Source organism: Ideonella sp., from assembly GCF_035254525.1.
Classification (GTDB): domain Bacteria; phylum Pseudomonadota; class Gammaproteobacteria; order Burkholderiales; family Burkholderiaceae_C; genus Ideonella.
Map to the genome: position 1 here is coordinate 1 of NZ_DATFAN010000202.1, position 20,637 is coordinate 20,637.

Here is a 20,637-nt window from a genome sequence, read left to right on the forward strand (position 1 = left end):
CGGAGCGCAGCGACGCGCAGATGCGCGCCACTTCGCGAAGCTCTCAACCGACCCTTTTTGGAGCGCGTTTGGAGCGCTGGCGCCTCTTTGCGCCTACCTGCGCATCCGCCCACTGAGGTGGACGAAGCTAAGTGCTTGATGCTGCAGGGGAATCCTGGTCGGGGTGAGAGGATTCGAACCTCCGGCCTCTACGTCCCGAACGTAGCGCTCTACCAGGCTAAGCTACACCCCGATGTGTCTGTCGTGTTGTTTTGTGGCGCCTACGAGGAGCGCTCAACCGACCGAGCACATAATTCTAGCAGAGCTTCGCGCGCCTTCGAAGCGGGCAGCGCGAAAAGTCGTTCACGCGCTGCATTCGCCTCGGTCCGCGCGGCTTCGCGCGTGGCCTGCAAGGCGCCGGTGCGCCGCACGATCGCCACGATCTCCGACAGGCGCTCGACTTCGCCGTGTTCGATGGCATGGCGGATGATCTCGCGCTCCTCGGCGCTGCCGCGCTCCATCGCGATCAACAGGGGCAGCGTCGGCTTGCCCTCGCGCAAGTCGTCGCCGACGTTCTTGCCCAGCGCGTGGGTGTCGCCCTCGTAGTCGAGCAGGTCGTCGACCAGCTGGAAGGCGGTGCCCAGCGCCCGGCCGTAGTCCGAGCAGGCTTCCTCGATGTCCCGCGGCGCACCCGCGATCACCGCACCCAGGCGGGCGCTGGCCTCGAACAGCTTGGCTGTCTTGTAGCGGATGACCTTCAGGTACGCCTCGACCGCCAGATCGGGGTCGTGCATGTTCATCAGCTGCAGCACCTCGCCTTCGGCGATGACGTTGGTCGCATCGGCCAGCACCTCGAGCACGCGCATGCGGTCCAGCGACACCATCATCTGGAAGGCGCGCGAATAGAGGAAGTCGCCGACCAGCACGCTGGCCGCGTTGCCGAACAGCGCATTGGCGGTGGCGCGGCCGCGGCGCAGCGACGATTCGTCGACCACGTCGTCGTGCAGCAGCGTCGCGGTGTGGATGAACTCGACGATGGCCGCCAGCTCGTAGGGCTCGGGGCCCTGGTGCCCCAGCGCCTCGGCGAACAGCAGCACCAGGCGCGGCCGGATCCGCTTGCCGCCTGCGCCGATGATGTAGTGGGAGATCTGCTCGATCAGCGCGACATCGGACGCGAGGCGCCCGCGGATGACGGCGTCGACACGCGCCATGCCCTCGGCCGTTGGGTCGAGCGAGGCGGCCGGCGAGGACGTTTCCGAGGTGGGCATGGCGGGCGCGGTTCGGCGAAGGCGGGGTCGGGCCGGGAGCGGCAAAGCGGCCGATTATAGGAAGCGATTTCCCGCCCTGGCACTTACCCTGAGACCCTGTTAGAATGCCCGGCTTCGCCCGGAATGGTCCGAGCGGAGCATTGCGGGGTGACCTGCAAGAATGAAGAGGCACATATGTACGCGGTCATAAAAACCGGTGGCAAGCAATACAAGGTTGCAGCCGGCGAAAAGATCAAGGTAGAACAGATTGCTGCGGACGTTGGCCAGGAAATCGTGATTGACCAAGTGCTGGCCGTCGGTGACGGCGCTGGCCTGACGGTCGGTACCCCCCTGGTGAGCGGCGCGAGCGTGAAGGCCACTGTCGTGGCGCATGGTCGTCATGACAAGGTTCGCATCTTCAAGATGCGCCGCCGCAAGCACTACCAGAAGCATGGCGGCCACCGCCAGAACTACACCGAGCTGGAAATCAGCGCGGTCAACGGCTGAAGCCGCAGCAGGAGTTCGTGAACCATGGCACAGAAAAAAGGCGGCGGTTCCACCCGGAACGGCCGTGACTCCCAACCCAAGATGCTCGGCGTGAAGGCGTTCGGCGGCCAGGTCATCCCGGCCGGCTCGATCATCGTGCGCCAGCGCGGCACCAAGTTCCACGCCGGCACCAACGTCGGCATGGGCCGCGACCACTCGCTCTTTGCGCTGGTCGACGGCACCGTGACCTTCAAGGTCAAGGGCGCGCTGAACCGCCACACCGTCAGCGTCACCCCGCTGTAATCACGGCGCGCATCGCTGCGAAGCCCCGGCTTGCCGGGGCTTTTTCACTTCTGCACGCGCCGCGCCCTACCATCTGCCCACCATGAAGTTCGTTGACGAAGCCACCATCGACATCGCCGCCGGCAACGGCGGGGCCGGCTGCGCGAGCTTCCGGCGCGAGAAGTTCATTCCCTTCGGCGGCCCGGACGGCGGTGACGGGGGCCGGGGTGGCAGCGTCTACGCCGTTGCCGACCGCAACCTCAACACGCTGATCGACTACCGGTACGCGCGCCGACACGAGGCGAAGAACGGTGAGCCGGGTCGCGGTGCCGACTGTTTCGGCGCAGCCGGTCCCGACATCACCCTTCGCATGCCGGTGGGCACCATCATCACCGACGTCGAGAGCGGCCGGGTGCTGGCCGAGCTGATCGAGCCCGGCGTGCCGGTGCTGCTCGCCAAGGGGGGTGACGGCGGCTTCGGCAACCTGCACTACAAGAGCAGCACCAACCGCGCGCCGCGCCAGAAGACACCCGGCTGGCCGGGCGAGGCCTACAAGGTCAAGCTCGAGCTGCGCGTGCTGGCGGACGTCGGGTTGCTCGGCATGCCCAACGCCGGCAAATCGACCTTCATCACCGCGGTGTCGAACGCCCGGCCCAAGATCGCCGACTACCCCTTCACGACGCTGCACCCCAATCTCGGCGTGGTGCGCGTCGCGCCCGAGAAGAGCTTCGTCGTCGCCGACATCCCCGGCCTGATCGAGGGGGCGTCCGAGGGTGCCGGCCTGGGCCACCTGTTCCTGCGCCACCTGCAGCGCACGCGGTTGCTGCTGCACATCGTCGATCTGGCACCGTTCGACGACTCGGTCGACCCGGTGGCCCAGGCCAAGGCGATCGTCGAGGAGCTGCGCAAGTACGACCAGGCGCTCTACGACAAGCCGCGCTGGCTGGTGCTCAACAAGCTGGACATGATCCCGGCCGAAGAGCGCGCCAAGCGGGTCAAGGACTTCGTCAAGCGCTACAAGTGGAAAGGCCCGGTGTTCGAAATCTCGGCGCTGGCCCGCGAAGGCCTGCAGCCGCTCATCCATGCCATCTGGGAGCACGTGGCGGCGGCGGCCCATCCGCCCGAGCCCGAGCCGGACCCCCGCTTCGATGCGCCCGCCGGGGAGGATCGCCCCGCATGAGCCAAGCCCTGAAGGCCGCGCGACGCATCGTCGTCAAGGTCGGCTCGAGCCTGGTCACCAACGAAGGGCGCGGCGTGGACGCCGACGCCATCGACAACTGGTGCCGCCAGCTCGCCGCGCTGGCCGCCCAGGGGCGCGAGGTCGTGATGGTCTCGTCCGGTGCGATCGCCGAAGGCATGAAGCGACTGGGCTGGTCGACCCGGCCCAAGGAGCTGCCCGAGCTGCAGGCCGCCGCGGCCGTCGGCCAGATGGGCCTGGCGCAGATGTACGAGCGCAAGCTCTCGGCCCATGGCATGGGCAGCGCGCAGGTGCTGCTGACGCACGCCGACCTGGCCGACCGCGAGCGCTACCTCAATGCGCGCTCGACCCTGGTCACGCTGCTGGGGCTGAAGGTCATCCCGGTCATCAACGAGAACGACACCGTCGTCAACGACGAGATCAAGTTCGGCGACAACGACACGCTCGGCGCCCTGGTGGCCAACCTGGTCGAGGCCGATGCGTTGGTGATCCTGACCGACCAGCGTGGCCTGTATTCGGCCGACCCGCGCAAGGACCCCGCCGCGCGGTTCATCGACGAGGCCGAGGCCGGCGACCCGGCACTCGAGGCCATGGCTGGCGGCGCCGGTTCCAGCATCGGCCGCGGCGGCATGATCACCAAGGTGCTGGCTGCCAAGCGCGCGGCAGGCAGCGGCGCCAGCACGGTGATCGCCTGGGGCCGCGAGCCGGATGTGCTGTTGCGCCTGGTGGCCGGCGAGGCCATCGGCACCGCACTGCTGGCGGGCACGCCGAAGCTCGCGGCGCGCAAGCAATGGATGGCCGACCACCTGCAGCTGCGCGGGGCCGTGCGCATCGACGACGGGGCCGTGGTCAAGCTGCGTGACGAGGGCAAGAGCCTGCTGCCCATCGGCGTGACCGAGGTCGAAGGCGAGTTCCACCGCGGCGATGTGATCGCGGTGCGCTCTGCCGCCGGGGCGGAGGTCGCACGGGGCCTGGCCAACTATTCGAGTGCCGAGGCGCGCCTCATCGCCCGCAAGCCGTCGTCCCAGATCGAGGGGCTGCTGGGCTACGCCAGCGAGCCCGAGCTGATCCACAGGGACAACCTGGTGCTCGCCTAGCGGGCGCGGGCCGCTCAGTGCGGCTTGTCGGCCTCGTCGTGCTCCAGCCCGGTCGGCTCCGCCGCAGGGGCGTCGTCAGGCCCGTGCTCGTCACGACGCCGGTCGTCGCGACCATGCGGGCGCATGCCGCTGCGCAGGTAGCGGTTGTGGTGGTTCACCTTGGGCAGGAAGCGGGCGAGCTCGGTCAGCGCCATCTGGTAGACGCCGCGCTTGAACTCGATCACCACGTCCAGCGGCACCCAGTACTCGTTCCAGCGCCAGGCGTCGAATTCGGGGTGGTCGGTCGCGCGCAGGTTCATGTCGCTGTCGCGGCCCATGAGCTTGAGCAGGAACCAGATCTGCTTCTGGCCCTTGTAGTGGCCACGCGCGTCCTTGCGGATGAAGTGGTCGGGCACCTCATAACGCAGCCAGTCGCGGGTGCGGGCGAGGATCTGCACATGCTCGGGCAGCAGGCCCACCTCTTCATGCAGCTCGCGAAACATCGCCTGCTCGGGCGATTCGCCGTACTTGATGCCCCCTTGCGGGAACTGCCAGGAATGGGTGCGCAGCCGCTTGCCCCAAAACACCTGGTTGCGGGCGTTGAGCAGGATGATGCCGACGTTAGGCCTGTAGCCCTCCCGGTCGAGCATAATCAAACCCCAATTTTTGAACTGAAATCAATATAGCACCGGCGGTATCCAGGGCACACGCCCTCGCTTACCCGAAGCGCACGCCGTGTGTCCCGCCGCCATGAAAGCCAGCCAGTTCTTCATCTCCACGCTCAAGGAAGCGCCCGCCGACGCCGAGGTCATCAGCCACCAGTTGATGATGCGTGCCGGCATGATCAAGCGGCTGGGCGCCGGCATCTACAACTACATGCCGATGGGCCTGCGGGTGATCCGCAAGGTCGAAGCCATCATCCGCGAGGAGATGAACCGCGCCGGCGCGGTCGAGCTGCTGATGCCGGTGGTGCAGCCGGCCGAGCTGTGGCAGGAGACGGGCCGCTTCCAGGCCTACGGCCCCGAGCTGCTGCGCGTGAAGGACCGGCACGACCGCGACTTCGTGATCCAGCCGACCTCGGAAGAGGTCATCACCGACATCGCGCGCCAGGAGCTGCGCAGCTACAAGCAGCTGCCGAAGAACTTCTTTCACATCCAGACGAAGTTTCGCGACGAGCGCCGCCCGCGCTTCGGCGTGATGCGCGGTCGCGAGTTCACGATGAAGGATGCGTACTCCTTCGATCGCGACAAGGCTTCCGCGCTGAAGAGCTATCAGGTCATGTACGACGCGTACTGCCGCATCTTCGACCGCTTCGGCCTGCAGTACCGCGCGGTGGCCGCCGACACCGGCGCGATCGGCGGCGACGCGTCGCACGAGTTCCAGGTGATCGCCGACACCGGTGAGGACGCGCTCGTCTATTGCCCGACCAGCGACTACGCGGCCAACATCGAGCTGGCCGAGGCGCTGCCGCTGATCGCGCAGCGCAGTGCGCCCGCGCACGAGCTGCACAAGACCCCCACGCCGGGCAAGAGCACCTGCGCCGACGTCGCGGCGCTGCTGCACCTGCCGCTGGATCGCACCGTGAAATCGCTGGTGCTGGCCACCGACGAGCGCAACGACAAGGGCGACATCGTGAAGACCACGGTGTGGCTGCTGCTCGTACGCGGCGACCACGACCTGAACGAGGTCAAGGCCGGCAAGGTCGAGGGCCTCAAGCAGGGCTTCCGCTTCGCCACGGCCGGCGAGATCGAGGACCACTTCGGCTGCAAGCCCGGCTACCTGGGCCCGATCGGCACGAAGAAGCCCGTCAAGGTCGTGGCCGACCGCACGGTGGCGAACATGGCCGACTTCGTCTGCGGCGCCAACGACGCCGACTTCCACTACACCGGCGCCAACTGGGGCCGCGACCTGCCCGAGCCCGACCTGGTCGCCGACATCCGCAACGTCGTCGCCGGCGACCCTTCGCCCGACGGCAAGGGCGCGCTCGCGATCCAGCGCGGCATCGAGGTCGGCCACGTGTTCTACCTCGGCACGAAGTACTCGGGTTCGATGAGCGCCAACTACCTCGACGAGACCGGCAAGCCGCAGCCGATGGAGATGGGTTGCTACGGCATCGGCGTCACGCGCATCCTCGGTGCCGCGATCGAGCAGAACCATGACGCGCGCGGCATCATCTGGCCGGCGGCGATCGCACCGTTCGCCGCCGTGATCTGCCCGATCGGGTACGACCGCTCTGCCGAGGTCAAGGCGGCCGCCGATGCGCTGCACGACGAGCTCGCGGCCGCCGGCATCGACGTGATGCTCGACGACCGCGGCGAGCGCCCCGGCGCGATGTTCGCCGACTGGGAGCTGATCGGCGTGCCGTTGCGCGTGGTGATCTCCGACCGCGGGCTCAAGGAAGGCCTGCTCGAGCTCCAGGGCCGGCGCGACAGCGAGGCCACCAAGGTTGCCACCGCCGACGTGGGCGCCACCGTGAAGGCGCGCCTGGCCGTTTGATGGATGCGCAGTCTCTGCGCGGCGGTCGCCGGCGCGACTGCCTGCGCGCGGCGGCCGCCATGGCCATGCTGGGGCCGCTCGCCTGGCGCGACGCCGCTGCCGGCGCCCAGGCCGAAGAGCCGCTGGCCGATGCCGTGCGCACTGCGCTGTCCGCCTCGATCGCGAACAGCGCCCCGCCCAAGCCCGGCTTCACCCGCATCGAGGATCGACTGGCCTACCTGCGCTGGCTGGGCGCGATGAGCGACAAGCTCAAGCCCCGCAAGGCGGAGCGGCAGACGCGCATCGAGTTCCTCGAGACGCTGTGGTACGAGAGCAAGCGCGCCAGCCTGCAGCCCGAGCTGGTGCTGGGCCTGGTGCAGGTCGAGAGCGGCTTTCGCAAGTACGCGATCAGCAGTGCCGGCGCACGTGGCTACATGCAGGTGATGCCGTTCTGGGCGCGCTTGATCGGCGACGGGGACGTCTCGCGCCTGTTCCACATGCAGACCAACCTGCGCTTCGGCTGCGTGATCCTGCGCCACTACCTGGAGCGCGAGCAGGGCGATCTCTACATGGCGCTGGGCCGCTACAACGGCAGTCGCGGGCGCCCCGAGTACCCGAACGCGGTGCTCGGGGCGCGCAAGCAGTGGTTGCTCTCGGCCTGACGCCCCGGCGAGGCCGAGCGACAGCCAGCGTTACAGGCCGGCCCAGCGGCGCGGCTCGGCGCCGCCCAGGCCCAGCATTTCGATGACCCGCTCGACCGTGTCGTCGACGAGCTCGGCGATCGTCTGCGGCCGGTGGTAGAAGGCCGGTAGCGGCGGGAAGACCACCGCGCCCATCTCGGTCACCGCGGTCATGTTGCGCAGGTGCGCCAGGTTGAACGGCGTTTCGCGCACCATCAGCACCAGGCGCCGGCGTTCCTTCAGCGTGACATCGGCGGCGCGGGTCAGCAGGTTGTCGCCGAAGCCGTGCGCGATGGCCGCCAGCGACTTCATCGAGCAGGGCGCGACGACCATCGCGTCGGTCGGGTGGCTGCCGCTGGCGATGCAGGCGCCGATGTCACCGGCGGCATGCGACTCGCTCGCCAGCGCCTCCAGCGCCGCGCGATCCAGCCCCAGCTCGTGGTGCACGTTCAGCACACCGGCCGGTGTCGCCACCAGATGGGTGTAGGCGCCGAGGGCGCGCAGCCGCTCGAGCAGCCGCACGCCGTAGACCGCACCGGACGCGCCGGTGATGCCGACGACAACGCGCGCCGCAGCCAACTCAAGCTGCCAGGACTTGCTGCAACTCGCCGGCCTGGTACATCTCCATCATGATGTCCGAGCCGCCGACGAACTCGCCGTTCACGTACAGCTGCGGGATGGTGGGCCAGTTGGCGTATTCCTTGATGCCCTGGCGGATCTCTTCGTCTTCGAGCACGTTGACGGTGGTCAGGTCGTCGACGCCGCAGGCCTTGAGCACCTGCACCGCGCGGCCGGAGAAGCCACACATGGGGAACTGCGCCGTGCCCTTCATGAAGAGCACGACCTTGTGGCCTTTGACGATTTGGTCGATGCGTTGCTGAACTTCGCTCATGGGCATTCTCTGTACCGAAACCACCTTTATAAAACAAAGCCGCCGCGCAGGTGGCGCGGCGGCGTCAAGCCCTGAATCGCAAGCCTAGAAAGCGTAGGACAGATTGACCTGGAGCATTGGCGAGATCTGCATCGCGCGCAGCATGTCGTCCAGGTTTTCGCTGCCCTGCATCACGCGGCCGAAACGAACCGCCTGGCCTGGGCGTTGGGCGGCCAGGCCCAGGTCGGCCGACACGCCGATGCCGCTTTTGGCCCACCAGGCGCTGTAGCCCAGGCCCAGGTAGGGCACCGCGCCGGGCGCATCGGGGTCGGCCAGGCTGGGGCTGCCGATGCCGCGCCAGAGCATCTCGCCGTGGCTCACGCCGGCTGGTGCAGCCAGCCCCAGCGCGCCCGGGCCCAGCAGCAGCGCGCCGGTGGCGCGCAGGCCGCCGCCGTCACCGAGCCGGCCCCAGCCGAAGTAGCGATCGCCGGCGAGCAGGGCGTTGGTGGTGGACGGCGAGGCATTGCCGAGCACCGGCAGCGCGGGGGCAGCCAGCGCCAGCCGGGCCTGCCAGGGCGACCAGTTGTCGCCGTTGTCGGTGCTCACTCGGAGGCCATCGCCAGCGATCGGCGAGGCGGCCAAGGCCGATGCGGCCGCGGCGAACGAAAACGCGAGGCAGAGAGGAATCGCAACGAGGTGGCGCATGGTGAACCTCCCGCAGGACAGTCCCGGCAAACACTGCCGTTAGAACCATGCTACTCCGGCCAGTTTTTTCGTGCGTGTGAAATGCGGCCGCCTCGTCACGCTGTTTCGGCCGATTACAGATGATCCCGACCTTCAATCGTGGGGGGCCGATTGCCCGGGTCAGCCGGGCGAGCGGCCGCCGGTGCAGCGGGGCTGGCCGGCCAGGTCGCGCCGGGTGCCGACCGCGTCGAAGCCGGCCGCGCGCAGCAGCGCCGCGACCGCTTCGGCCTGGTCCCAGCCATGCTCCAGCAGCAGCCAGCCGCCCGGGCGCAGGTGGGCCCGCGCCTCGGCGACGATGGCGCGGATCGCGTCCAGCCCGTCGCCGCCGGGGGTCAGCGCCAGCGCCGGTTCATGCTGCAGCGCGGCAAGGTGCGGGTCGGCTTCGGCGATGTAGGGCGGGTTGCTCAGCACCAGATCGAAGCGCCGGCCGGCCAGCGGCGCGAACCAGGTGCCGGCGTGAAAGTCAACGGCCAGGCCGAGCCGCCCGGCGTTCCCTTGCGCAACCGCGAGGGCGGCTTCGCTCAGGTCGACCGCACTGACCGCCGCGGCGGGGTGCCGGTGCTTAACCGCCAGCGCGATCGCGCCGCTGCCGGTGCCGAGGTCGACGAGCTGCGGCTCGGTGCAGTCCGCGAGCTCGCCGGCGAGCAACTCGAGCGCCCACTCGACCAGCGTCTCGGTGTCCGGCCGCGGCACCAGCACCGCGGGGCTGACTTGCAGCGGCAGGCCATGGAACTCGCGCACGCCGACCAGATAGGCCAGCGGCTCACCGCCGGCGCGGCGGGCGCACAGCGCGTCGTAGGCGGCGGCCGTTTCGGCCGGCAGCACATCGCCGTCGTGGGCGATCAGCCACGCCCGCGGCTGGCCGAGCAGGTGGCCGAGCAGCAGCTGGGCGTCCAGCCGGTCCAGGCCCCGGGCCTGCGCCGCAGCGAGCGCCTGGGCGACCGTCATGCCGCCCCGCCGCTTTCCAGCGCCGCCAGTTGCTGCTGCGCGCGCTCGGCCTGCAGCGCGCCGATCACGTCGCCCAGGTCGCCGTCCATGATCGCGCCGAGCTTGTACAGCGTCAGGTTGATGCGATGGTCGGTCAGCCGGCCCTGCGGGAAGTTGTAGGTGCGGATGCGGTCGGAGCGGTCACCCGAGCCCACCAGGGCCTTGCGGGTCGCGGCCTCCTTGGCCTGGCGTTCGCTGCGCTCGCGGTCCTGCAGGCGGGCCTGCAGCACGGCCAGCGCCTTGGCCTTGTTGCGGTGCTGGGAGCGGTCATCCTGGCACTCGGCGACGAGGCCCGTGGGCAGGTGCGTCACGCGGATCGCGCTGTCGGTCTTGTTGATGTGCTGGCCGCCGGCGCCGCTGGCGCGGAAGGTGTCGATGCGCAGCTCGGCCGGGTTCAGCGTGACCTCGGCCGCCTCGTCTGGCTCGGGCATCACCGCGACCGTGCAGGCGCTGGTGTGGATGCGGCCCTGTGCCTCGGTCTCGGGCACGCGCTGCACCCGGTGGCCGCCGGATTCGAACTTCATCCTCTCGTAGACGCCAGCGCCCTCGAAGCGGAAGACGACTTCCTTGTAGCCGCCGAGATCGGACGCGTTCTCGCTCATCACCTCGGTGCGCCAGCCCTGGCGCTCGGCATAACGCAAGTACATGCGGGCCAGATCGGCAGCGAACAGCGCCGACTCCTCGCCGCCCGTGCCGGCGCGGATTTCGACGAAGGCGTTGCGGTGGTCGTCGGGGTCGCGCGGCAGCAGCGCGGTCTGCAGCGCAGCCAGCAGCTGCGCGAGTTCGGCCTCGGCGCCGGCGATCTCCTCGCGCGCCATCTCGGCCATGTCCGCGTCGCCCAACATCTCGCGCGCGGCGGCCAGGTCGCGCTCGCGCTGCTCGTAGCGGCGGTACAGGCCCACCACCTCGGCGGCTTCGGCCTGCTCGCGCGCCAGCGTGCGGTAGCGCGCCATGTCGGCGGTGACCTGCGGGTCGGCCAGGCTTGCGTCGAGCTCGGCCAGGCGCATCTGGAGGCGTTGCAGTTGCTGGCGCAGCGAGTCTTTCATCGGGGTTGGGGGCCGGGGTGGCCGGCAGCAAGGCGGGGAGCGACGAGGGGGTGCCCGGCAGGGTGCCGGGCGGCGGCACGCGAAGCCGCGTCGCTAAAGCTTGTCGCCCGGGCCGGGCTCGTCGCCCGCGAGGTTGCGCGTGGCCTGGCGCAGGAACAGGCGCGAGACCCATTCCGCGGTCGCGTGGCGCGATTCGCCTTCGCTGGAGCGCAACTCGGCCAGCGCGCCGTGCATCATCTTCTGGGTCAGTGCACGCGACATCGCATCCAGCACCGTCTCGACATCGTCGCCGCGGGCCAGCAGCTTGCGCGCACGGCCCAGCTCGGCGGCGCGCCATTCGTCGGCCTGCGCGTTCAGCGCCTGGATCAGCGGCACGCTGGCGCGCTGGTCGAGCCAGTGCGAGAAGCTCTGCACGCCGGCATCGATGATGGCCTCGGCCTGCGCGACGGCGGCCTGGCGCTTCTCGCCAGCGGTCTGCACGACCTCGGTCAGGTCGTCGACGGTGTAGAGGTAGACGTCCGACAGGCGGGCGACCTCCGGCTCGATGTCGCGCGGCACCGCCAGGTCGACCATGAACATCGGCCGGCGGCGGCGCGCCTTCAGCGCCCGCTCGACAGCGCCCAGGCCGATGATCGGCAGCGTGCTGGCGGTGCAGGAGATCACCGCGTCGAATTCGTGCAGCCGGGCCGGCAGGTCGGCCAGGCGCATGGCCTGCGCGCCGAAGCGGCTGGCGAGCTTCTCGCCGCGCTCGAGCGTGCGGTTGGCCACCGCCATCAACTTGGGCTCGCGGGCCGCGAAGTGGGTCGCGACCAGCTCGATCATCTCGCCGGCGCCGACGAACAGCACCTTGGTCTCGTTCAGCTCCTCGAACAGCTGCGAGGCCAGGCGCACGGTGGCGGCGGCCATGCTGATCGAGTGGGCGCCGATCTCGGTGGAGCTGCGCACCTCCTTGGCGACCGAGAACGAGCGCTGGAAGAGCTGGTGCAGCGTGGTGCCGAGCGTGCCGGCCTCGTTGGCACCGCGCACCGCCTCCTTCATCTGGCCGAGGATCTGCGGTTCCCCGAGCACCATCGAATCCAGCCCCGAGGCGACGCGGAAGGCGTGGCGCGCGGCGTCGCGGCCTTCGAGCACGTAGGTGTGGGCCAGCAGCTTGCCGCCCTCGACCCCGCCCTGCGCGGCCAGCCAGTCGATCGCCGGGCGCACGAGCTCTCGGCTCGCGCCGTTCGAGACCGCCACGTACAGCTCGGTGCGGTTGCAGGTGGAGAGGATCGCGGCCTCGGGTGTCGCACGCTGCCACTGGCCGCGCAGGGCTCGCAGGGCCGGCGGCAATTGCTCGGGCGCAAAGGCGAACCGGCCGCGCAGGTCCAGCGGCGCGGTGTGGTGGTTCAGGCCGAGCGCAACGACACTCATGGTGCAATTATAAAATTCGCCGTCTTAAGAATGCCTTGGGCGGCCCAGTCGGTGCCGCGGCGGGCTTGATGCATGTCAAGCTGCTGGGCGCCAACACTTCACGTTCCATCTCATGGGCCCGCTCGACGCGCTGTGGCATCTGCTGAATTTCTTCGGTCCGGCGATCGGCGTCGGGCTGATCGCCGCCGGGCTGTGCAAGCTGCTGTGGTGGCGCGGCCTGCGGTCGGTGGCGTTTCGCCGGCTCGCGCTGTGGGCCGTGGCCGCCGGCGCGCTGGCGCTGATCGGCGGCCTGGTCCTCTTCGGGCGCGACGGCAAGATGGCAACCTACGGCCTGCTCGCGCTTGCCACCGCGCTCGCGCTGTGGTGGCAGGGGCTGCGCCACCTGCCTTGATCGATCAGGCTGGTGCCGTCTCCCGCACCACCACCTCGCCGCGCAGCGAGTGCGGCAGCGCCTCGGTGATCGTCACCTCGACCATCTGACCGACCAGCCGCGCCGGGCCGGCGAAGTTGACGATGCGGTTGCACTCGGTGCGGCCCATCAGCTCGGCAGCGCTCTTGCGCGACGGCCCTTCGACGAGGATGCGCTGCACCGTGCCGACCCGCGCCGCGCTGTAGCGCCGCACGTTGTCCTCCAGCCTGGCCTGCAGCGCCTGCAGGCGGGCCAGCTTCACCTCGTGCGGCGTCTCGTCGTGCAGCGCCGCGGCCGGCGTGCCGGGGCGGGGGCTGTAGATGAAGCTGAACGAGGCGTCGAAGCCGATGTCGTCGATCAGCTTCATCGTCTTCGCGTGGTCGTCCTCGGTCTCGCCCGGGAAGCCGACGATGAAATCGGACGACAGGCTGATCCCGGGCCGCACCGCGCGAAGCTTGCGGATCGTGCTCTTGTATTCGATCGCCGTGTAGCCGCGCTTCATCGCCATCAGGATGCGATCCGAGCCGTGTTGCACCGGCAGGTGCAGGTGGTTCACCAGTTGCGGGATGCGGCCGTAGGCGTCGACCAGGCGCTGGGTGAACTCATTCGGGTGGCTGGTGGTGTAGCGGATGCGCTCGATGCCGGGGATCTCGGCGACGTACTCGAGCAGCAGCGCGAAATCGGCGATCTCAGCCGTGTCGCCCATCGCGCCGCGGTAGGCGTTGACGTTCTGGCCCAGCAGCGTGATCTCCTTGACGCCCTGGTCGGCCAGGCCGGCGACCTCGGTCAGCACGTCGTCGAAGGGGCGCGAAACCTCCTCGCCACGCGTGTAGGGCACGACGCAGTAGGTGCAGTACTTCGAGCAGCCTTCCATGATCGAGACGAAGGCGCTCGCGCCCTCGACCCGCGCCGGCGGCAGGTGGTCGAACTTCTCGATCTCGGGGAAGCTGATGTCGACCTGCGGCCGGTGTTGCGCCTGGCGTTGGGCGATCATCTGCGGCAGCCGGTGCAGCGTCTGCGGGCCGAACACCAGGTCGACGAAGGGCGCGCGCTCGATGATGGCGGCGCCTTCCTGGCTGGCGACACAGCCGCCCACGCCGATCAGCACTCCCTTCTTCTTCAGGTGCTTGATGCGGCCGAGGTCGGAGAACACCTTCTCGGCCGCCTTTTCGCGCACCGAGCAGGTGTTGTAGAGCACGAGGTCGGCCTGCTCGACATCGTTGGTCGGCTCGTAGCCCTCGGCGGCGCGCAGCACATCGGCCATCTTGTCCGAGTCGTACTCGTTCATCTGGCAGCCGAAGGTGCGGATGTAGACCTTCTTGCTGGTGCTTGCTTGTGCACCCTCGGGCCTGCGGCCCGGTCCCTCCGAGAGGGAGCGAGCCCCTTCGGGCGGCCGTGCGGTGCTCATGGCTTGCTCCAGCGTTGCGCGCCGTCGTCGAAGAACCAGGCGCCCGCCTCGGCCGGCGTGCGCGGCCAGGGCTGCACGGCGATCTCGTCGGCACGCAGGATCCACACGTCGTGCACCAGGCCGCTGGAATCGACCGTGTAGTTGACGATGGCCTTGTTGCCGGCCAGCGCGCCGGGCATGGCGTTCATGTTCGCCGCGTCGCGCACTCGCGAGCCGGGGGCCAGCTGCGCGGGTTTGCCGTTCACCGTGATCTGCGGGAAGGCGCCGAAGGCGATCTCGCCGCGCAGCGCGGTGCGGGGGAAGCGGCGCATCAGCGCCTGGGAATGCGCGGGCGGCGCGGCCGTGAGGCCGGCGGCGGCGAGCGAAACGAGGAGGGAACGGCGCGAGACGCCGGCGAATGCGGCGCGGTCGGCACAGCGGTGCATGGTGTTGATCCAGGGGCTGTGGAAAGAAGACGGATTTTAGCCGCCGCCTGCTCAGCGGGCGTCGGCAAAGCCCGGTTCGCGCATGGCCGACAGGAAGAACGACCACACGTCGGCCATCTGCTCGATGCGCTGCGAGCGGGTGCCGCCGAAGCCGTGGCCGCCGTCCATGTCGACACGCAGCAGCACGGGCCGGCCCGAGCCCGTCGCGGCCTGGAGCCGCGCTGCGAACTTGGCCGGCTCCCAGGCCGAGACGCGACGGTCGTTGATGCCGGTGGTGACGATGACCGCCGGGTAGCGCGCGCCATCCACCACGCGCTGCAGCGGGCTGACGGCGTGCATCGCCAGGAACTGGTAGCGGTCCTTCACGGTGCCGAACTCGCTGATGTTGGCTCGTCCGTTGCTCGTGGTCTCGGTGCGCAGCAGATCGGCCAAGCCGACTTCGTGGTGCGCCGCGGCGAACAGGTCCGGCCGCTCGGTGATCGCGCCGCCGACGGCGATGCCGCCGGCACTGGTGCCATGCACGGCCAGCTTGGTGGGCGTGGTGTAGCCGTCGTTCACCAGGGCCTGGGCACAGGCGACGACGTCCAGGATGGTGTTCGACTTGGTCAGGATGCGCCCAGCCGCGTGCCACTCCTCGCCGTATTCGCCGCCGCCACGCACGTGTGCGACGGCGATCAGGCCACCGCGCTCCAGCCACGCGAGGTTCATAGGCTCGAACCGTGGCTCGCGCATGGCCCCGTAGGCGCCATAGGCCGTCAGGATCGTCGGGCGCTGGCCATCGCGCGGCAGGCCCTTGCGGTGGATGAGGGTCATCGGGATCCGCACGCCATCGGAGCCGGGCACGAAGACCATCTCGGCTTCGATCTGGCTGAAATCTGCGGTGGTGGCCGGCAGCAGGCCCGTATCGCGGGCCGCGCCGGCGCCGACGGCCAGGATGCGGCTCGGGGTGGTCCAGCCTTCGAACTTCACCAGGGCGCCCGGGGTGGCCCGGCTGGCCGTCAGTTCGCGAATGCTGCCCGCGAAGGGCAAGGCCACCTCGTGCGGCGCGCCGCCGGAGAAGGGTACGCGCACCAGGCGGGACACGCCGACGACCGTGCCCTTGAGGTACAGGCCATCGCGCCCCGGCGCCGCGTCTTCGAGCGTCATCGTGCTCGGCGGCACGGCCAGCTCCGGCGCTGCGCCCAGCCGCGAAAGATCGACCTTCAACAGCTTGTTGCCCGGCGCCCCTTCGTGGCTGAGCACGTACAGGTGCTCGCCTGCGAGGTAGCCGCGGAACCACTGGTCGGCAGGGCTGGCCAGCCGACGCCACTGGGCGGTGCCGGCGAGCACGTCCGCCAGCGTGGCGGTGAAGAAGTGCCGCTTGTTGGACACGCCGGGCACCGTCACGGCGACGACGTGGCGGCTGCCCGCTGCGATCAGGAAGTAGGAGTAATCGGCGGGCTCGAAGGGCATGTCGGCGCGCAGGCCCGCCCCGAAGACGGCAGGATCCTGCGCCACCGGCCGGCCGACCCGGTGCACGAACACGCGGGTGTTGTCGAGTGCATCGCCGGGCCCGGGGTTGCGCACGTAGAAGAACCGTTCGCCATCGTCGAGCCAAGAGACCGTCCACCAGCCACCGTAGACCCGGTCGATCCGGTCGTCCAGCAGCCTGCCGGTCTTCACGTCGAGCACCGCCAGCACCCATTGCTCGGATCCGCCGGCGCCCAGATTGATCGCCACGTAGCGCCCATCGGGCGAGGGCGTGAAGTCGCCGATCGCCTGGCGCTGGCCGGGCGTGGACAGCGTTTCAGGATCGAGCAGCACGCGCGGCGCGCTGGTCTCGCCTTCCTTCACCATCAGCCGGGCGCTGTTGCGACCGGGCTCGAGCGCGAGATAGAACAGGCGACGGCCGCCCCAGGCCAGGCCGCTGACGTTCACCGTGGCCTGCGACAGGCCGCCCATGCGCTCGGCCAGCGCGGCGCGGCCCGGCAGGGCGTCGAGCCGCTGGCGGCTGTAGTCCGCCTGCGCGGCGATCCAGGTGCGGAAGTCGGCACTTTGCAGGTCCTCCATCCAGCGATAGGGATCGGTGACCGCCACGCCGTGATAGGTGTCGACGACCGGGACGAGCTTGGCGGGCGGAGGGGCGTCGCCCGACGCCAGGGCGGCGCCGGCGCCGAAGGCGAGGGCAAGGGTGATCGCGAGGCGGGCGATCCGCCAAATGGTGGCTAGCAGAAGCATTGCAGGGACTCTGAGGCTCGGGTGTTGTGCGAGTCTAACGGCCAGTATGTACGGTCGCACCGTTGGACTCGGTGGCCCCCGCGGCTGGGAGATCAGGGCGTTGACCTGTTGAAGTCCAAGGCGGCCCGGAAGAGGGCCTTCAGCGCCTTCTCGTTCGGCTGGTCGCCTTCATGGAAGTCGATGGCGCGCCGGACGTTGCCTTCGAGACTGGAGTTGAACAGGCCCGCAGGGTCCGGCAGGGAGGCGCCCTTGGGGAAGGTCAGCTTCACGACCTTCTTGTAGGTCTCGCCGGTGCAGATCAGCCCGCTGTGCGACCAGACGGGGTTGCTCCACTTCCACTCCTCGACCACGTCGGGGACGGCTTGCTTGATCAGGGCGCGCAGCCGCGAGAGCATCGGGCCCCGCCAGTCGCCCAACGAGTCGATGCGTGCGTCGATCAGCGCGCAAGGGGATTCGGCGGCCTTCGCCGGGGCGGACCTGGATGTTGGCATCGCGGCTCCCGAAGGATTCGATTTCGTTCGATTCTCGCCCGCAGGGCGTGAACGCTACAAGCGCCGCTGCATGAACCGCCACACCGCCATCAACGCCTGCGGCGCTTCGCTGCCCAGGTAGGGCGGGCAGTCGGCGAAGCCTGCCGCGGCGTACAGCCGGTGAGCGGCCTGCATGAACGGCGCCGAGTCGAGCACGGCGGTGTCGCAGCCGAAGGCGCGCGCATCGTCGATCAGCCGGTTCATCATCGCCTCGCCCAGGCGCAGGCCGCGGTGCGTGGGCCGCACGTAGATCCGCTTGAACTCGGCGGTGCGCGGCGCGATGCGCCGCAGGCCGCACATGCCGGCCAGGGTGCCGTTGTGCTCGACCAGGTAGAACACGCCGTCGGGCGGGGCCTTGCCGTACATCGCATCGAGGCTGCCGGCCACCTGGTCCTCCACGGTGCCGGGTGGCGGTGTGGCGCCGGCGGCTTCGATCAGCGGGTTGATGCCGTCGGCGACCCAGCGCATGTACTCGACGGTGAGGCCGAACACCGCATCCCGGTCCACGGCGAGGTCGACCTGGCGAAACTGCGGCTCGCCCGTGGGCGGGGTGAGCGGTGCGAGCGGCGTGGCTGGGGTGAGTCGGGGTGCTGAAGGCATGCGGCACTCTAACCAGACTGCACGGAGAATGCCTGGCCCGCATTCCACTCGAACCCAGCATGTTCAGCCTGACCCGACTCACCGTGCGCCGTGCGAGGGAAGAACGCCTGGCCCAGGTGGCCGGCAGCCTGACCTTCACGACCGTGCTGTCCATCGTGCCGCTTCTGGCGGTGAGCCTGGCGCTGTTCACGCGGTTTCCGGCCTTCAGGGTCTTCGAGGGTGCGATCGAGGAGGTCCTGCTGAAGAGTCTGCTCCCCGCAGACATTTCGCGCACGGTTCTGAAGAACCTGAATCAGTTCGTCGAGAACGCGAACGGCCTGACCCTGGTGGGCTCGCTGTTCACCCTGGTGACAGCGATCGCCTTGCTGCTCACCGTCGAGAACGCGCTGAACCAGATCTGGAAGGTGAAACGGGGGCGTCCGTTCATCAAGCGGGTCAGCCTGTACCTGCTGATGCTGGCCATCGGGCCGCCCGTGCTGGGGGCCAGCCTGTGGGCGACGTCGTATGTGGTGAGTGCATCGTTGGGCCTGATCGGGGCCATTCCGCCATGGGCCAGGTTCGCCCTGACCCTGGGCCCGCTGGCGCTCAGCGCGGTGGGGCTGGCGGCCCTGTTCTACTTCGTGCCGAACACCCAGGTCCGGCGGCGCGATGCGATCGCCGGCGGGCTGTTCGGCGGCATCTCATTCGAGCTGGGTAAACGCGCTTTCGCGGCCTACGTGCTCAAGGCCCCGACCTACAAGGCGGTGTACGGGGCGTTCGCGGCGCTGCCCGTCTTCCTGTTGTGGGTGTACTTCTCGTGGCTCGTCACGCTGACGGCGGCCCTCATCGCGGCGAATCTGGCACACGCGGGGCCCTCTGATGCTGCGCTCAAGTCCCGCAGAAGGTCTGGAAGCCGGCGGTGACTTCGGGGAGCGCCGGCTCGGCGTAGGGCGCGAGGGCCGGGTCGTCGTCGAACGGGCGGCGCACGGCGGCGAGCAGGCGCTCGAAGGGGGCCAGGTCGTCGCCGTGCATGGCGGCGTTCAGCGCCTCTTCGACGCGGTGGTTGCGCGGGATGACCAAGGGGCTCGCCTGGCGCATGCGGGCGGCGCGCTCGCCGGCCGGCGGGCCGCCGGCTACCTCGTCGAGCGCGCAGCGCTCGCGCCAGCGTGCGAGCCAGGCCCGCAGCGGGGCCGTGTCGGCGAACAGCGCTTGCAGCGGCGCCTCGTGGCCTGCGGCCACAGCGGCACCATCGGCCAGATGGCGCCAGGCGAGCGTGAAATCCACCGACTGCGCGTGCAGCAGCGTGAGCCAATCGTCGGCCAACGCGGCATCGGCCGGGTCGTCGGCAGCCGCGGGCGCGAACAGCCCCAGCTTGGCGCGCTGGCCCTGCAGCAGCGCGGCCGCGTACAGGCCCGGGAAGGCATCGATCACCTCCATCGCCCCGGCCACGGCCTGCTGGATCGCGGCCTCGTCATCCTCCGATGCCATCAGCGGCAACAGCGTCTCGGCAAAGCGCGCCAGATTCCAGCGCGCGATGAGGGGCTGGTTGGCGTAGGCGTAGCGGCCGCCGTGATCGATGCTGCTGAAGACCGTGCCCGGGTCGTAGGCCTCCATGAAGGCGCAGGGCCCGTAGTCGATGGTCTCGCCCGACAGCGCCATGTTGTCGGTGTTCATCACGCCGTGGATGAAGCCGACGTTCATCCACTGGGCGATGAGCTTCGCCTGTCGCTCGGCCACGGCGCGCAGCAGGCCCAGCTCCTGCTGCGGTGTGCCGGTCAGTGCCGGGTCGTGGCGGGCGATGGTGTAGTCGGCGAGCTGGCGCAGCTTGTCGAGATCGCCCCGGGCGGCGAAGAACTGGAAGGTGCCCACGCGCAGGTGGCTGGCGGCCACGCGCGTCAGCACGGCGCCGGGCAGCGCCACCTCGCGCAGGACCGTCTCGCCGGTGGCCGCCACCGCCAGCGCCCGCGTGGTGGGGATGCGCAGGGCATGCATGGCCTCGCCGATCAGCACCTCGCGCAGCATCGGCCCGATGGCAGCCTTGCCGTCGCCCCCGCGTGAAAACGGCGTGCGGCCTGAGCCCTTGAAGGCGATGTCGCGCCGCCGGCCGGCGCGGTCGATCACCTCGCCGATCAGCAGTGCGCGGCCGTCGCCCAGCTGTGGCGAGAAGCCGCCGAACTGGTGGCCGGCGTAGGCCTGGGCGATGGGCTGGGCGTCCTCGGGCAGCACGTTGCCGGCGAACAGCGCTGCCCCATCGGCCCCGCGCAGCGCGGCGGCATCCAGCCCCAGCTCGATGGCCAGTGGCTCGTTGAGGAACAGCAGCCGCGGCGCGGGCACGGCCGCCGGCTGCACGGCCGCATAGAAGCCGGGCAGGTCGCGGGCGTAGGTGTTGTCGAAGCCGAAGGAGTGCATGGCGCGAGTGTGCCGCGAACGGGCTGGCCGCGTTCGCGCAGGTGTCTCGGCGGTTGAGGCTGCTAGAGTCGTGCCATGTCTTCTCGCCCGCACCCCCTGACCCAGCCCACCCCGGTGGCTGGCGTGCGCGCGCTGAAAAAAGAAAAAGCCCGGCTCATCTGACCGGAGCTGCGGTTCCG

Annotated in this window: 22 protein-coding genes and 1 tRNA gene; 8 read left to right on the forward strand and 15 right to left on the reverse strand. The window is 69.7% G+C overall.

The window, feature by feature from the left end; translation table 11 throughout:
- Positions 1 to 155: 155 nt before the first annotated feature.
- Positions 156 to 232: transfer RNA gene (locus VJ693_RS22485), tRNA-Pro, on the reverse strand.
- A gap of 28 nt (positions 233 to 260) precedes the next feature.
- Positions 261 to 1,247, reverse strand: a complete 987-nt coding sequence (locus tag VJ693_RS22490; RefSeq protein WP_324157938.1) for a polyprenyl synthetase family protein — start codon at positions 1,245 to 1,247, stop codon at positions 261 to 263.
- A 174-nt stretch (positions 1,248 to 1,421) separates the two neighbouring features.
- Between VJ693_RS22490 and rplU the strand changes: the two genes are divergently transcribed.
- The 4 genes from rplU to proB all read left to right on the forward strand — a co-directional run bounded on the left by rplU (position 1,422) and on the right by proB (position 4,289).
- Positions 1,422 to 1,733, forward strand: a complete 312-nt coding sequence (gene rplU / locus VJ693_RS22495) for a 50S ribosomal protein L21 (protein ID WP_324157996.1) — start codon at positions 1,422 to 1,424, stop codon at positions 1,731 to 1,733.
- A gap of 24 nt (positions 1,734 to 1,757) precedes the next feature.
- Positions 1,758 to 2,015 carry a 50S ribosomal protein L27 gene (gene rpmA / locus VJ693_RS22500; RefSeq protein WP_324157940.1) on the forward strand — a complete coding sequence of 86 codons (258 nt, stop codon included), beginning with the start codon at positions 1,758 to 1,760 and terminating at the stop codon, positions 2,013 to 2,015.
- Positions 2,016 to 2,097: 82 nt separating this feature from the next.
- Positions 2,098 to 3,174 carry an Obg family GTPase CgtA gene (cgtA, locus tag VJ693_RS22505; protein ID WP_324157942.1) on the forward strand — a complete coding sequence of 359 codons (1,077 nt, stop codon included), beginning with the start codon at positions 2,098 to 2,100 and terminating at the stop codon, positions 3,172 to 3,174.
- On the forward strand, positions 3,171 to 4,289 hold the full coding sequence (gene proB, locus VJ693_RS22510) for a glutamate 5-kinase (RefSeq protein WP_324157944.1): 1,119 nt from the start codon (positions 3,171 to 3,173) through the stop codon (positions 4,287 to 4,289). Before cgtA ends, proB begins: the two co-directional genes overlap by 4 nt.
- A 14-nt stretch (positions 4,290 to 4,303) precedes the next feature.
- Here proB and VJ693_RS22515 read toward each other — a convergent pair whose 3' ends face one another.
- Positions 4,304 to 4,918 carry an RNA pyrophosphohydrolase gene (locus tag VJ693_RS22515; RefSeq protein ID WP_414652350.1) on the reverse strand — a complete coding sequence of 205 codons (615 nt, stop codon included), beginning with the start codon at positions 4,916 to 4,918 and terminating at the stop codon, positions 4,304 to 4,306.
- A 100-nt stretch (positions 4,919 to 5,018) separates the two neighbouring features.
- On the opposite strand from VJ693_RS22515, the gene VJ693_RS22520 reads away from it, so the two are divergent.
- Positions 5,019 to 6,764 carry a proline--tRNA ligase gene (locus VJ693_RS22520; RefSeq protein ID WP_324157946.1) on the forward strand — a complete coding sequence of 582 codons (1,746 nt, stop codon included), beginning with the start codon at positions 5,019 to 5,021 and terminating at the stop codon, positions 6,762 to 6,764.
- Positions 6,764 to 7,405: a lytic transglycosylase domain-containing protein gene (locus tag VJ693_RS22525; RefSeq protein WP_414652351.1), complete on the forward strand. Its 642-nt coding sequence runs from the start codon at positions 6,764 to 6,766 to the stop codon at positions 7,403 to 7,405. The genes VJ693_RS22520 and VJ693_RS22525 overlap by 1 nt, the downstream gene beginning before the upstream one ends.
- A 30-nt stretch (positions 7,406 to 7,435) precedes the next feature.
- Here the strand turns inward: VJ693_RS22525 and VJ693_RS22530 are convergent, their stop codons facing one another.
- The 6 genes from VJ693_RS22530 to hemA all read right to left on the reverse strand — a co-directional run bounded on the left by VJ693_RS22530 (position 7,436) and on the right by hemA (position 12,481).
- Positions 7,436 to 8,002 carry a UbiX family flavin prenyltransferase gene (locus VJ693_RS22530; protein ID WP_324157947.1) on the reverse strand — a complete coding sequence of 189 codons (567 nt, stop codon included), beginning with the start codon at positions 8,000 to 8,002 and terminating at the stop codon, positions 7,436 to 7,438.
- A gap of 1 nt (position 8,003) precedes the next feature.
- Positions 8,004 to 8,315 (reverse strand): Grx4 family monothiol glutaredoxin, encoded by a 312-nt coding sequence (grxD, locus tag VJ693_RS22535; RefSeq protein ID WP_324157948.1) that lies wholly within the window; start codon positions 8,313 to 8,315, stop codon positions 8,004 to 8,006.
- Positions 8,316 to 8,399: 84 nt separating this feature from the next.
- Positions 8,400 to 8,900, reverse strand: coding sequence for a hypothetical protein (locus VJ693_RS22540; protein WP_324157949.1), 501 nt, complete (start codon positions 8,898 to 8,900; stop codon positions 8,400 to 8,402).
- Between the two features lie 258 nt (positions 8,901 to 9,158).
- Positions 9,159 to 9,986: a peptide chain release factor N(5)-glutamine methyltransferase gene (gene prmC / locus VJ693_RS22545; protein WP_324157950.1), complete on the reverse strand. Its 828-nt coding sequence runs from the start codon at positions 9,984 to 9,986 to the stop codon at positions 9,159 to 9,161.
- Positions 9,983 to 11,071, reverse strand: a complete 1,089-nt coding sequence (gene prfA, locus VJ693_RS22550) for a peptide chain release factor 1 (protein ID WP_324157951.1) — start codon at positions 11,069 to 11,071, stop codon at positions 9,983 to 9,985. Before prfA ends, prmC begins: the two co-directional genes overlap by 4 nt.
- A gap of 93 nt (positions 11,072 to 11,164) precedes the next feature.
- Positions 11,165 to 12,481, reverse strand: a complete 1,317-nt coding sequence (gene hemA / locus VJ693_RS22555; RefSeq protein WP_324157953.1) for a glutamyl-tRNA reductase — start codon at positions 12,479 to 12,481, stop codon at positions 11,165 to 11,167.
- 112 nt (positions 12,482 to 12,593) lie between these two features.
- Here hemA and VJ693_RS22560 point away from each other — a divergent pair, with 112 nt between their 5' ends.
- A complete protein-coding gene (locus tag VJ693_RS22560; RefSeq protein ID WP_324157955.1) occupies positions 12,594 to 12,872 on the forward strand; it encodes a hypothetical protein in 279 nt (92 codons plus the stop codon).
- Positions 12,873 to 12,876: 4 nt separating this feature from the next.
- Here VJ693_RS22560 and miaB read toward each other — a convergent pair whose 3' ends face one another.
- The 5 genes from miaB to VJ693_RS22585 all read right to left on the reverse strand — a co-directional run bounded on the left by miaB (position 12,877) and on the right by VJ693_RS22585 (position 18,070).
- The gene (miaB, locus tag VJ693_RS22565) at positions 12,877 to 14,178 is read right to left on the reverse strand and encodes a tRNA (N6-isopentenyl adenosine(37)-C2)-methylthiotransferase MiaB (RefSeq protein ID WP_324158000.1); all 1,302 of its coding nucleotides are present in this window, start codon (positions 14,176 to 14,178) and stop codon (positions 12,877 to 12,879) included.
- A gap of 116 nt (positions 14,179 to 14,294) precedes the next feature.
- Entirely contained in the window at positions 14,295 to 14,723 is a 429-nt protein-coding gene (locus VJ693_RS22570; RefSeq protein ID WP_324157957.1) for a hypothetical protein, read from the reverse strand.
- Between the two features lie 51 nt (positions 14,724 to 14,774).
- Entirely contained in the window at positions 14,775 to 16,940 is a 2,166-nt protein-coding gene (locus tag VJ693_RS22575; RefSeq protein ID WP_324157958.1) for a prolyl oligopeptidase family serine peptidase, read from the reverse strand.
- 92 nt (positions 16,941 to 17,032) lie between these two features.
- Positions 17,033 to 17,431, reverse strand: coding sequence for a DUF1801 domain-containing protein (locus VJ693_RS22580; RefSeq protein ID WP_324157959.1), 399 nt, complete (start codon positions 17,429 to 17,431; stop codon positions 17,033 to 17,035).
- Between the two features lie 54 nt (positions 17,432 to 17,485).
- Positions 17,486 to 18,070, reverse strand: coding sequence for a GNAT family N-acetyltransferase (locus VJ693_RS22585; protein ID WP_324157961.1), 585 nt, complete (start codon positions 18,068 to 18,070; stop codon positions 17,486 to 17,488).
- 59 nt (positions 18,071 to 18,129) lie between these two features.
- Here VJ693_RS22585 and VJ693_RS22590 point away from each other — a divergent pair, with 59 nt between their 5' ends.
- Positions 18,130 to 18,972 carry a YihY family inner membrane protein gene (locus VJ693_RS22590; protein WP_324157963.1) on the forward strand — a complete coding sequence of 281 codons (843 nt, stop codon included), beginning with the start codon at positions 18,130 to 18,132 and terminating at the stop codon, positions 18,970 to 18,972.
- On the opposite strand, the gene VJ693_RS22595 is transcribed toward VJ693_RS22590, so the two are convergent.
- Complete coding sequence (locus VJ693_RS22595; RefSeq protein ID WP_324157965.1) at positions 18,938 to 20,458, reverse strand: protein adenylyltransferase SelO; 1,521 nt, start codon at positions 20,456 to 20,458, stop codon at positions 18,938 to 18,940. The genes VJ693_RS22590 and VJ693_RS22595 overlap by 35 nt on opposite strands.
- Positions 20,459 to 20,637: the final 179 nt, after the last annotated feature.